The 12,257-nt window shown below is 58.5% G+C and carries 11 protein-coding genes; 2 read left to right on the top strand and 9 right to left on the bottom strand.

Annotation, left to right across the window (positions count from 1 at the left end; all coding sequences use genetic code 11):
• Positions 1-7: 7 nt before the first annotated feature.
• The 9 genes from AB4O16_RS01435 to AB4O16_RS01395 form a co-directional block, all read right to left on the bottom strand.
• Entirely contained in the window at positions 8-580 is a 573-nt protein-coding gene (locus AB4O16_RS01435; protein ID WP_085702107.1) for an SDR family NAD(P)-dependent oxidoreductase, read from the bottom strand.
• On the bottom strand, positions 577-1,224 hold the full coding sequence (locus AB4O16_RS01430; RefSeq protein ID WP_075944509.1) for a TetR/AcrR family transcriptional regulator: 648 nt from the start codon (positions 1,222-1,224) through the stop codon (positions 577-579). Before AB4O16_RS01430 ends, AB4O16_RS01435 begins: the two co-directional genes overlap by 4 nt.
• A gap of 152 nt (positions 1,225-1,376) precedes the next feature.
• Positions 1,377-2,819: an NADP-dependent succinate-semialdehyde dehydrogenase gene (gabD, locus tag AB4O16_RS01425; RefSeq protein WP_460156786.1), complete on the bottom strand. Its 1,443-nt coding sequence runs from the start codon at positions 2,817-2,819 to the stop codon at positions 1,377-1,379.
• A gap of 80 nt (positions 2,820-2,899) precedes the next feature.
• On the bottom strand, positions 2,900-4,543 hold the full coding sequence (locus AB4O16_RS01420; RefSeq protein WP_075944511.1) for an acetolactate synthase large subunit: 1,644 nt from the start codon (positions 4,541-4,543) through the stop codon (positions 2,900-2,902).
• A gap of 307 nt (positions 4,544-4,850) precedes the next feature.
• Positions 4,851-5,780, bottom strand: a complete 930-nt coding sequence (locus AB4O16_RS01415; RefSeq protein WP_075944512.1) for an electron transfer flavoprotein subunit alpha/FixB family protein — start codon at positions 5,778-5,780, stop codon at positions 4,851-4,853.
• A 2-nt stretch (positions 5,781-5,782) separates the two neighbouring features.
• The gene (locus AB4O16_RS01410; protein WP_075944513.1) at positions 5,783-6,532 is read right to left on the bottom strand and encodes an electron transfer flavoprotein subunit beta/FixA family protein; all 750 of its coding nucleotides are present in this window, start codon (positions 6,530-6,532) and stop codon (positions 5,783-5,785) included.
• A gap of 192 nt (positions 6,533-6,724) precedes the next feature.
• Positions 6,725-7,567 (bottom strand): HpcH/HpaI aldolase/citrate lyase family protein, encoded by an 843-nt coding sequence (locus tag AB4O16_RS01405; protein ID WP_075944514.1) that lies wholly within the window; start codon positions 7,565-7,567, stop codon positions 6,725-6,727.
• Between the two features lie 12 nt (positions 7,568-7,579).
• Positions 7,580-8,743 carry an acyl-CoA dehydrogenase family protein gene (locus AB4O16_RS01400; protein ID WP_075944515.1) on the bottom strand — a complete coding sequence of 388 codons (1,164 nt, stop codon included), beginning with the start codon at positions 8,741-8,743 and terminating at the stop codon, positions 7,580-7,582.
• Positions 8,744-8,798: 55 nt separating this feature from the next.
• Positions 8,799-9,626, bottom strand: a complete 828-nt coding sequence (locus tag AB4O16_RS01395; RefSeq protein ID WP_075944516.1) for an HTD2 family dehydratase — start codon at positions 9,624-9,626, stop codon at positions 8,799-8,801.
• Between the two features lie 279 nt (positions 9,627-9,905).
• On the opposite strand from AB4O16_RS01395, the gene AB4O16_RS01390 reads away from it, so the two are divergent.
• Together AB4O16_RS01390 and AB4O16_RS01385 are read left to right on the top strand one after the other, a co-directional pair.
• The gene (locus tag AB4O16_RS01390) at positions 9,906-11,102 is read left to right on the top strand and encodes an acetyl-CoA C-acetyltransferase (RefSeq protein WP_090321802.1); all 1,197 of its coding nucleotides are present in this window, start codon (positions 9,906-9,908) and stop codon (positions 11,100-11,102) included.
• Between the two features lie 172 nt (positions 11,103-11,274).
• Positions 11,275-12,153 (top strand): MBL fold metallo-hydrolase, encoded by an 879-nt coding sequence (locus AB4O16_RS01385; protein ID WP_460156785.1) that lies wholly within the window; start codon positions 11,275-11,277, stop codon positions 12,151-12,153.
• Positions 12,154-12,257 lie beyond the last annotated feature (104 nt).

The raw sequence follows: 12,257 nt of genomic DNA, 5'->3' as shown, positions 1-12,257 counted from the left end.
CCAACGTTCAGGTCATTGAAGATGAACGCCTGGACTCTTTTAGTCTTGGGTTATTTCCACGTCCTGCTGCGATCACGCTGACACGAACGCGATGGGGTGTCAGCGACTGGGTCAAGGCTCGGCTCATGCGGATCAGGCTACTGTTGGGCCGCAGACATGGATTGGGTTCGCTTATGGCGCTCGGTGGCGGCTCAATGGTCACAATACTGCCGCCATGTTCGCTATTCATCATGTGTAAATTGGTGCAGTGGACGATGTGATCGTTCAGTGGAGTGTATTCGTGTTCGCCGCTGTTGTTGATCAGTACATCGACGTTGCCCAAGCACTCTTGAATCGTTGCCAGCGCTGCCTCCACACTGACACGGCATTCGCTGTTTAGGCTGACGGTCAACACCACGGCGCCTTCGCAGCGCAGATCCGCCGCCAGTTGAACCAGTTGCCAGGAATGCTGTGCACCAATGGCCACCTGCGCTCCGGCGCGGGCGATGAGGCGAGCGAAACGCGCACCCAACCGGGTTGAGGCATCTACGACCCATACGACTTTTCCTTCCATGGAAAACGATTGCTGCGGGTCGGTCATCGGCATAGTTCCCTTGGCACGACTCTTCGAGTAATGGAAGGTCGGCGGTCTGGTACACCGGCCACAGCGACTAGAGTGGGGCTGAGCATTCTCATCACCAGTTCGGAGTAATGTCGGATCACCTCATCGATGCCCCAGCGTTCATCGGCCTGATACCAGACACAAGCGTGGGTCAGCATATTGAGCAAGGTGCGCGCCATCTGCTTTGAATCGGCGCAAACGAAAGCCCCCTCCCTCGCGCCCTGCTCGAGTAAGTCCTGCAAGGTTTTCAGGTATATCTGTCGAGCCTGGCAAACCTGTGATAACGATTCCTCGTCCAGGCTTCGGAGTTCGAGGTTGCCTAACATCGCTTGGTCTTGATGTTCCAGGTGGTAGCGTATATGGCACGAAATAAAGGAGCGCAGTTGTATGCTGGCGCTGACATTAGCGGCGGGGCAGTTGCGATTCCACTCGTGACCCAGACTCTGGAGGTACTCCAGGATTAGTTCCAGCAGTAACTCACTTTTGCTTTTGTAATACAGATAGAGCGTCGAGACATTGACCCCGGACTCAGCCGCCAGTTGACGAAGACTCATCGACTCATAGCCGTTACGGGAAATCAGTTTGATGGCAGCCAAGCGAATGGTGCTTTCAGTCCTGTTCATGATGTGATCCTGCGGTCATCCAATTCAACCAGTATCGTTTCGCCAACAATCGCTTCGTCATGAGCAGTCGGGGAGTGGTGCGCGCCATACTTGGCAGTTTTGAATAACTTAATCAGCCCTTCCATCATTGAAAGAGCTGATTCGGTCGCGTGTTACAGGCTCAGGCAGAGGTATTTGATTTCCAGGTAATCTTCGATGCCGTACTTGGAGCCTTCACGCCCCAGGCCCGACGCCTTGATGCCGCCGAACGGCGCGACTTCGTTGGAGATCAACCCGGTGTTGACGCCGACCATGCCGTATTCCAGGGCTTCGGCCACACGGAACACACGGCCCAGGTCGCGAGCGTAGAAGTACGAGGCCAGACCGAACTCGGTGTCGTTCGACATCGCAATCACTTCGGCTTCGTCTTTGAAGCGGAACAGCGGCGCCAATGGACCGAAAGTTTCTTCCTTGGCCACGGCTGCGTTCTTCGGCACGTTGGTCAGGATGGTCGGCTCGAAGAAGTTGCCTTCCATGCTTTTGCCGCCGGACAGCACGGTGGCGCCTTTGGAAACGGCGTCAGCAATGTGCTCTTGCACCTTGGCCACGGCTTTTTCGTCAATCAGCGGACCGGTGGTGGTGCCTTCTTCCAGACCGTTGCCGATCTTGAGTTTGGACACCGCCACTTTCAGCTTCTCGGCGAACGCGTCGTAGACCGAATCCTGAATGTACAGACGGTTGGCGCAGACGCAGGTCTGGCCGTTGTTGCGGTACTTGGAAATGATCGCGCCTTCGACGGCCTTATCCAGGTCCGCGTCGTCGAACACGATGAACGGCGCGTTGCCGCCCAGTTCCAGGGAGACTTTCTTGATGTCCTTGGCGCATTCAGCCATCAGCTGACGACCGATTTCGGTCGAGCCAGTGAAGGACAATTTACGCACGATCGGGTTGCTGGTCAGCTCGCTGCCGATGTCGCCGGCACTGCCGGACACCACGCTGAACACGCCAGCAGGAATGCCGGCACGCTGGGCCAGTTCAGCCAGAGCGAATGCCGAGAACGGCGTTTGCGAAGCAGGCTTGAGCACCATGGTGCAACCGGAAGCCAAGGCTGGGCCGGCTTTACGGGTGATCATTGCAGCCGGGAAGTTCCACGGGGTGATGGCAGCGGTCACGCCGATTGGCTGCTTGATCACGATCAGGCGCTTGTCTGGCTGGTGGCCCGGAATCACGTCACCGTAGACGCGCTTGGCTTCTTCGGCGAACCACTCGATAAAGGAAGCGGCGTAAACGATTTCGCCCTTGGCTTCGGCCAATGGCTTGCCTTGCTCCAGTGTCATCAGGCGAGCCAGGTCGTCCTGGTTCTCGATGATCAGCTCGAACCAGCGACGCAGCTTGTTCGCACGGTCCTTGGCGGTCAGTGCACGCCAGGCCGGCAGCGCCTTGTCAGCGGCTTCGATCGCACGGCGGGTTTCGGCAGCGCCCATTTTCGGCACGGTGCCCAGAATTTCGCCCGTTGCCGGGTTGTTGACCTTGATCGTCTGACCATTGTCCGCATCGACCCAAGCGCCATCGATGAAGGCTTGCTGGCGGAACAACTGGGTGTCTTTAAGCTGCATCATGAACTCCAGTGTTGTCATTGAACGCGGGCGGCACGGCATCGCGGCACCGCCCCTGAGATTGAATGATGATAGAAGGATCAGACCAACGCGCTTCTTCTCTTGAGTTCGCTGTTGAGAATGAAATCATTCTCCGAGTAGTCCACGGGGCAATCGATCACGTGCACACCCGGCTCACTGATGCAGCTCTCCAGCAGTGGAAGGAAGCCTTCGGCGCTTTCTACCCGGTGGCCTTTAGCGCCATAGCTTTGTGCATACATGACAAAGTCCGGGTTGCCATAGTCCAGACCGAAGTCGGTGAAGCCCATGTTCGACTGCTTCCAGCGGATCATGCCGTAGCCGTCGTCGCGCAGGATGATGACCGTGAGGTTCATCTTCAAACGCACGGCCGTTTCCAGTTCCTGGCTATTCATCATGAAACCACCGTCACCGCACACGGCGACTACCGGGCGGTCCGGGTAGACAAGATGCGAGGCCATGGCCGACGGCAGGCCCGCGCCCATGGTCGCCAGGGCGTTGTCCAGCAGCACGGTATTGGGCTTGTGGGCCTTGTAGTTACGCGCGAACCAGATCTTGTAGATGCCATTGTCCAGGGCGACGATGCCTTCTGACGGTAAGGCGCGACGCACGTCAGCAACGAAACGCTGCGGGTAAATCGGGAAACGCTTGTCGTCCGCGCCCTCGATGATCTGTGCTTCGTTGGCTTCGCGGATCGCCATGAGGCGACTGAAATCCCAATGAGTCTGGATCTGCAGCGCTTCACCGATCTGCCACACGGCGTTGGCAATGTCGCCCACCACCTCGATTTGCGGGAAGTACACAGGATCGACTTCGGCAGAACGGAAGTTGATGTGGATCACTTCGGTACCGCCACGGACCATGAAAAATGGCGGCTTTTCAATGACATCGTGGCCGATATTGACGATCAGATCGGCGGCTTCGACAGCGCGGTGCACGAAGTCTCCAGCGGAAAGGGCAGCGTTGCCGAGAAAGCGTGGATGACGCTCATCCACCACGCCCTTGCCCATTTGCGTGGTGACAAAGGGGATGCCGGTGCTGTCAATCAATTGCTTGAGCACCTTGGCCGTCATCTTGCGATTGGCACCTGCACCGATAACCAGAATCGGGCTACGGGCCGCCTGCAGTTTCTGAACGGCTGCTTCGATGGATTTGTGCTCGGCCAAAGGGCGTCGATGCAAGCTCGGCGGGACAGGCAGGCTATCCGTCTGCTCGGCGGCGATGTCTTCTGGCAACTCCAGGTGCACGGCACCGGGCTTTTCTTCCTCCGCCAAGCGAAACGCTTCGCGTACACGGGACGGAATGTTGTCGGCAGAAGCGAGCTGGTGGGTGTACTTGGTCAGTGGCTGCATCATGCCGACCACATCGAGGATCTGGAAGCGACCCTGTTTGGACTTTTTGATCGGTTTCTGGCCGGTGATCATTAGCATCGGCATGCCGCCCAGGTAGGCGTAGGCTCCGGCGGTGACCAGGTTGGTGGCCCCTGGACCAAGAGTCGACAGACTCACACCAGTCTTGCCTGTCAGCCTTCCATAGGTGGCAGCCATGAAGCCGGCGGACTGTTCGTGGCGAGTCAGTACCAGCTTGATTTTCGATTTTCGCAGGGACTCAAGCAGATCGAGATTTTCCTCGCCAGGAATGCCGAATACAAACTCGACACCTTCATTTTCCAGACATTGCACAACGACATCGGCAGCCTTGGCCATTTTATTGATCTCGAATTAAGGGGCAGCGGATTGAGGTTCCATTAAAGACTCGCGAAGCTGAAAAACGGTTAAGTGGGTAACACCATTGTCCTCCAGCATCTGCCACATGATCCCTGCAATCGGACCGGCGAACGGTTTTCCACTTAAACGAACCTCAACATACAACGAGGATTTAACTCATTTTTATGGGGGGAATAATCCTCGCGCCGCCGCATAAATAATAAAAGCGAATTGTACGCATTGATACTATTTGCTTTTGTTATATATATTAAGAGGCCCGATTCAACCCTCTGGTCATTCCTGATATTTAAACCAGCGAAACCATTTCGGGCACAGCTTCAAACAGATCAGTCACCAGCCCGTAATCGGCCACCTGGAAGATCGGCGCTTCTTCGTCCTTGTTGATCGCCACGATCACTTTGGAGTCTTTCATGCCGGCCAGGTGCTGGATCGCGCCGGAGATACCGACCGCGATGTACAGCTGTGGAGCAACGATCTTGCCGGTCTGACCGACCTGCATGTCGTTGGGTACGAAACCTGCGTCGACCGCGGCGCGCGAAGCACCGACGGCAGCGCCCAGCTTGTCGGCCAGGGCGTACAGGTGTTTGAAGTTGTCGCCGTTCTGCATGCCGCGACCGCCGGAAACGACGATCTTGGCAGCGGTCAGTTCAGGACGATCGGACTTGGCCAGTTCTTCGCCAACGAAGCTCGAGGTGCCAGCGTTGTGCGCAGCAGCAACCGCTTCAACAGCAGCCGAACCACCTTCAGCAGCCACCGGGTCGAAACCGGTGGCACGCACGGTGATCACTTTGACCGCAGCGTTCGACTGAACGGTAGCGATGGCGTTACCGGCGTAGATCGGGCGCTTGAAGGTATCAGCGCTTTCCACCGAGATGATCTCGGAGATCTGGTCAACTTCCAGCTGAGCGGCAACGCGCGGCAGGATGTTTTTGCCGTTGGAAGTCGCGGCAGCCAGGATGTGGCTGTAGCCAGCGCCCAGCTCGGCTACCAGAGGAGCGACGTTTTCCGGCAACTGGTGAGCGTAGGCAGCGTTGTCGGCCACCAGCACTTTGGCCACGCCAGCGATTTTCGCAGCGGCTTCAGCCACGGCGCCAGCGCCCTGGCCAGCGACCAGAACGTGGATGTCGCCGCCGATTTTGGCAGCGGCAGCCACGGTGTTCAGGGTGGCCGGAGCCACTACCTTGTTGTCGTGTTCAGCGATTACCAAGATAGTCATGATTAGATTACCTTCGCTTCGTTTTTCAGTTTCTCGACCAGTTCAGCCACCGACTTGACCTTGATACCCGCGCTGCGTGCAGCCGGCGCTTCGACTTTCACGGTCTTGTTGGTGGAGGCGGTGGAAACGCCCAAAGCGTCCGGAGTCAGCACTTCGAGAGGCTTCTTCTTGGCTTTCATGATGTTTGGCAGGGACGCATAACGCGGCTCGTTCAAACGCAGGTCGGTGGTGACGATGGCCGGCAGTTTCAGGGAAACGGTCTGTGCGCCGCCGTCGATTTCGCGGGTCACGGCAACGCTGTCGCCGGACACTTCGACTTTCGAAGCGAAGGTGCCCTGACCGTAACCGCTCAGTGCAGCGAGCATCTGGCCAGTCTGGTTGTTGTCGCTGTCGATGGCTTGTTTGCCAAGGATTACCAGCTGAGGCTGTTCCTTGTCGACAACAGCTTTGAGCAGCTTGGCAACGGCCAAGGAAGTCAGATCTTCAGCGGATTCGACGAGGATGGCGCGGTCGGCACCCAGAGCCAGCGCGGTGCGCAGTTGCTCTTGAGCGGTGGACGGGCCGACGGAAACGACGACGATTTCAGTCGCAACACCTTTCTCCTTCAGGCGTACGGCTTCTTCCACTGCGATTTCGCAGAACGGGTTCATCGACATCTTGACGTTGGCGAGGTCGACGCCGGAGTTGTCCGCTTTCACGCGGATCTTGACGTTATAGTCGACCACACGCTTGATCGATACCAAAACTCTCATAGCAGGGGGCCTCCAAACAAATTTCATGCGCAGTATCAGTGGGCGATATCGGTGTCGGCCATGGAGCCCGCGTTGCTGGGCTCACAGACCGCGTGAATACCTCCTGAGTTACCGCCGCCGGTGGGCGTCGTGGGCGTACCGGCGGAGGCAACTCTTTATGGGTGTCTTTTAAATCGGGTGTATTCGGACGTATCAGCGATCAGCGTCAGGCTTCGTCGGTGTGGTCCATGCACTCAGGGACAGAAATTGCCTAGCGCGCGCCATCACCGGGGCATCGATCATTTCGCCATCGAGTCTGAAGGCGCCTCGGCCATCGGCCGCATCGAGGACGTGGCGGGCCCAAACCAGTTCTTCCTCCGTCGGTGCCAGGGCGGTGTGAACCACGGCAACCTGTTTCGGATGAATACACAGCATCCCGGCGAAGCCCATATTGCCAGCGGTGCGGGCGTAATGTTGCAGACGCTCGCTGTCTTCGATGTTCGAGAACACGCTTTCCAGCGGAGCGGCCAGGCCGGACAGACGAGTCTGCAACAGCAAGGAGTACCGAACTTGATCGAACATGCGTTCTGCGCCATAGCTGGTCACGTCCAGGCCCAGATCCAGCCCAAGGTCCAATCGGCCGTAGGTCAGGCGCACGACACCGGGTACGCGTGCCATAGCCGGTAGCGCATCAAGGCCCAGGGCACTCTCAACGATAGGAATCATCATCTTGCCCGTCGCAGATACCCGCAGCAGTTGCTCCGCCGTTTCAGCCTTGGGTAAAAAGATGCCTTCGACGCCTGGGTGACAACACATTTCCAGGTCGGCTTGATGTTCGGCATGGCCGGCCATATTTACCCGAACCCAGACGCGGGCAGTGGTGTTGGTGTCAAGGAACGCGCTCAGGTTGGCGCGCGCCTTGGCTTTTTGTTCTTCTTCGACCGCGTCTTCGAAATCAACGATAACGATATCTGCGCCGCTGATCAGCGCCTTCGTAAAGCGCTCCGGGCGATTCCCCGGAACGAAGAGGGCAGAACGCAATGTTGGGTTATGCATCGGCATCTTCCCTCAGAACGAGCGGGGCAACTCGAGCAGATGCTCGGCCACGTACGACAGGATCAGGTTGGTTGAGATCGGTGCAACCTGGTACAGACGGGTTTCGCGGAATTTTCGCTCTACGTCGTACTCGCAGGCGAAACCGAAGCCACCGTGGGTTTGCAAGCAAGCATTAGCCGCTTCCCAGGACGCCTTGGCTGCGAGGTACTTGGCCATGTTGGCGCTTGCGCCGGCGTTGATTCCGCTGTCGTATTCTTCGCAGGCGCGCCAACGCATCAGGTCAGCCGCTTCGATTTCGATGTGGGCTTCCGCGATCGGGAACTGCACGCCCTGGTTTTGTCCGATCGGACGGCCGAATACCACACGGTCGCGGGCATAGGCGCTGGATTTCTCGGTGAACCAGCGTCCATCGCCGATGCACTCGGCAGCGATCAGGGTACGCTCTGCATTGAGGCCATCAAGGATGTAGCGGAAGCCTTTGCCTTCTTCACCGATCAGGCTGTCGGCCGGCAACTCAAGGTTGTCAAAGAACAATTCGTTGGTTTCGTGATTGACCATGTTGGCAATCGGCTGCACGGTCAGGCCCTTGCCGATGGTCTCGCGCAGATCGACGAGGAAAATCGACATGCCTTCAGACTTCTTCTTCACCTCCGCTAGCGGTGTGGTGCGGGCGAGGAGGATCATCAGGTCGGAATGTTGGATACGCGAGATCCACACCTTCTGGCCGTTGATCACGTACTTGTCGCCCCTGCGCACGGCGGTGGTCTTGATCTTGGTGGTGTCGGTACCAGTGGTAGGCTCGGTCACACCCATCGATTGCAGGCGCAGTTCGCCACTGGCCAGTTTCGGCAGGTAGTAGGTCTTCTGCGCGTCGCTGCCATGACGTAGCAGCGTAAACATGTTGTACATCTGGCCGTGAATGGTGCCGGAGTTGCCGCCACAGTAATTCACTTCTTCCAGGATCACCGAGGCTTCGGCCAGGCCCAGGCCGGAACCGCCGTACTCTTCGGGGATCATTGCCGACAACCACCCGGCCTGGGTCATGGCGCTGACGAAGGCTTCAGGAAAACCTTTTTCTTCATCGATCTTGCGCCAGTAGGCAGCGTCGAACTCGGCACACAGGGCGCGGACGCCTTCACGGATGGATTTGATGTCTTCGCTGTTACGGTGGCTCATGGAGCGTTCCTCGAATTGGGCGTCCGCGACCAAGGCGGGCGCATTTTTTATAGAGTCAGTCGAAATGCACTTCGGCTTGCTGGCAAAGGCCGCTCGCATTGCTTGCCCACAGTTCGGCGGTGCCGGAACCCGTGTGTCGTCCACCGAGTTGGAAGTCGTCCGGGGCAATCAGCGGACGCAGCCCGCGGAAACTAAAGCGGCGCACGCGGGCCAGGGGATTGGCGCGCACGAAAGCAGTCATGCTCAGGGTGGCGGTCAATGGGCCATGAACTACCAAGTTGGGGTAGCCTTCGGTCTCTGTGACGTAGGGCCAGTCGAAGTGAATGCGGTGGGCATTGAAGGTCAATGCGGAATAGCGGAACAGCAACACCGGAGTGGGGCTAAAGTTCTCCCTCCACTCGGATTCAGGCACTGGCTCACCTTGCCCCAGCTTGGGTGGGCTAGGCTCGCGGTAGACAATGTCTTGTTCTTCCGAGATGCATAGCTGGCCGTCCTGCCAATACTCATGCTTGAGTGTCACGAACAGCAGCGAGCCCGTGTGACCGGTCTTTTCCGCGATCTTTTCGATCCGGGTCTTGCGGGTGGCTTGCAACCCCACGCGCAACGGCTCGATGAAATCCAGGCGCCCGCCAGCCCACATCCGGTTGCGACCATGAGCCGGCGGCATGAAAGTGCCGAGTGCCGGGTGCCCGTCCGTACCCAGATCGCTGCTGTCGGCTGGCTCCGTAAAGAAGCACCAGTGCCAGAGCCACGGAAGTTCTTCACCCTGACCAGGAACTTTCACGTTGAAAGTCGCGGCAATGCGCTGGATCAGGTTACGGCTGAACTGGTCGTGGGCTTCCTGGGTACGTCCCAGCCATTGGGATGGATCGAAACTGAGCATGTCTGGCATCCGCTGATGTTGTGCGATGCATGATGCTAGGAGCGTGGCGAGAGGGGGAATTAGCTTTTGCGGAAGAGGGGGTCAACTAATGGCTAAGGAGGTAGGCCATTCAGTTTTAGCGGTGAGGGTTTGAGCGGCAAGGCAAACGCATCCGCTGGATCACAGGCACAACTCAGGAGCTTAAGCCAGGCGAAACGCGGGCTTTCGCGATGCAAAATTGCCGGCGCGTTCGTTGACCGCCCATGCTGTGCGCATTGCCCCCATTGAGGTTGAGCTGCAATGAAAAACGCGCTGATCGTTTCGCCCCTTCGCACACCCATCGGCAAGTTTGGCGGCGCGCTGGCTCCGCTCACAGCCGAGCATTTGGCCTCGTTCATGATTAGCCAGGTGATGGCGCGCACGGGAGTGCCGGGACACTCACTGGACGAGGTGATCGTCGCACAGTCCTACGCCTCCAGTGAGGCACCGTGCATCGGTCGATACGCTGCGTTGTCCGCGGGCCTACCTGTTGAGGTGCCGGGCTACACGCTGGATCGTCGTTGCGGCTCGGGCCTGCAGGCGGTGATCGATGCTTCCATGATGGTCAAAACTGGCAATGCCGAAGCGGTGCTGGTGGTTGGTGTAGAGAGCATGAGCAACATTGAGTACTACAGCACCGACATGCGCTGGGGCGCGCGAGCTGGCAGCGTGCGCTTTCATGACCGCCTGGAGCGCGGTCGCGAGCGTTCGCAGCCTTCCGAGCGATTCGGGCACATTTCCGGGATGCCGGAAACCGCCGATAACCTGGCCCTGGACTATGGCATTAGCCGCGAGGAAGCGGATAGCTTCTCCGTGCGCAGCCACCAGAATGCCGCGGCTGCCTGGCGAGAAGGGCGCTTCGCCGATGAAGTGGTCGCGGTAGATGTGCCCGGCAAGCGCGGCGCCGTCACGCGGGTAACAATAGACGAGGGCATTCGTGAGGACGCCAGCCTCGAAAGCATGAAGGCCCTCCGCCTCATTCGCCCCGAAGGCGTGTGCACGGCGGGCAATTCCAGCCAGCAGAACGACGCGGCAGCGGGCTGTCTGGTGGTGTCGCCGGAGTACGCCGCGCGTCACGGATTGACGCCAATGGCGCGTCTGGTGGACTGGGCCGCCGCGGGTTGCGAACCCTCGCGTATGGGCATCGGGCCAGTACCTGCCACGCAAAAGCTGTTGATGCGAACCGGGTTGAGCCTGGCCGAACTGGACTTGATCGAGCTCAACGAAGCCTTCGCTGCCCAGGCCCTGGCGGTGCTCAAGGCCTGGGGCCTGGACGACTTGTCCCGGGTGAACGTCAACGGTTCGGGGATTTCGTTGGGCCACCCCATTGGGGCCACGGGTGTGCGCATTATGACCACGCTGTTGCACGAAATGCGTCGGCGCGAGGCACGCTATGGCTTGGAAACCATGTGCATCGGTGGCGGCCAGGGACTGGCGGCGTTGTTCGAGCGCGTTTGATCGACCGATGCCGTTTGCGCGGCTGTACACTCGCCTTAAGCGCTTCTTAAGGTGCTGTTAACGAGATATCAACTGCGCAGTCGGTACCGGCAACGGATAATCCGGAAAAACCAGCGGCACAGCCGCGAACTAACAAAAACCGTTGAGGTACAAAGCCATGATGCAGTCCCGCATGATCGGAGACATTAAAGTTACCCGTATTCTTGAATACGCGGGCCCGACCCATGATCCCGCGTTCCTGTTTCCGGGCATGGAGGAGGGTGTACTGCAACAGCACCGTGACCTGATGGCGCCAAATCACTGGATCGAGCACATGAACAAGTTGCTGGTCACTATCCAGTTCTGGATCGTGCACGTGGGCAGCAACATCATTGTGATCGACACCGGCGTCGGTAACTTTAAGCCGCGGCCGGGCATTGCGCGCATGAACATGCTCAACACCCTGGTCAAGGAGTGGATGATCGCCGCTGGCGCACCGCCCGAGAAAGTCACACACGTGGTCATCACCCACCTTCACTCCGACCATGTGGGCTGGAACACCACCTGGCAGGACGGCCGCTGGGTGCCGACGTTCCCCAATGCGCGTTACTACCTGCCCAAGGACGACTTCGATTTCTGTCACCAGGGCAAGAACAAGGAAGCCGGCGTGATTGACGTGTTCGGAGAGTCGTTTTTCGACAGCGTGATGCCGATCGTCAACGAAGGCCTTGCAGAAATGATGTTGCCAGGTGAAGAAATCGCCGATTGCCTGGTGGTCGAAGCTGCGCCGGGGCACAGTCCTGGTCAGGTGGCTTTCCGTGTGCGATCTCAAGGGCAAGAAGGTATTTTCTGTGGCGACATCCTGCACAGCCCGATCCAGATCGTGCGCCCGGACATCAACTCCGGTTACTGCATCTGGGAAGACATCGCTCGCCGCACCCGTCTGGAATTTCTCAATAACGCGGCCGACCGCGAAGCGCTGATCATGCCGGTGCACTTTGGTGAGCCGCATTGCGGTTTCATCCGTCGCCAGGGCAACGGCTTCGTGTTCGAGCCGTCGCACTGGGTTTGATACCGGCTTGTTTGCCGTGCTTGTAAAGTAGCCGCGACCGCGCCGGTCGTGGCTATGTTGAATGCCACTAGGCAGACTCAATGTACTGTGAGTACAGTAAGTCT

It is taken from the genome of Pseudomonas sp. S2_H10 (assembly GCF_054668285.1).
The sequence above is the reverse complement of the archived record's forward strand: the minus strand, read 5'-3'. Positions and strand labels throughout refer to the sequence as shown.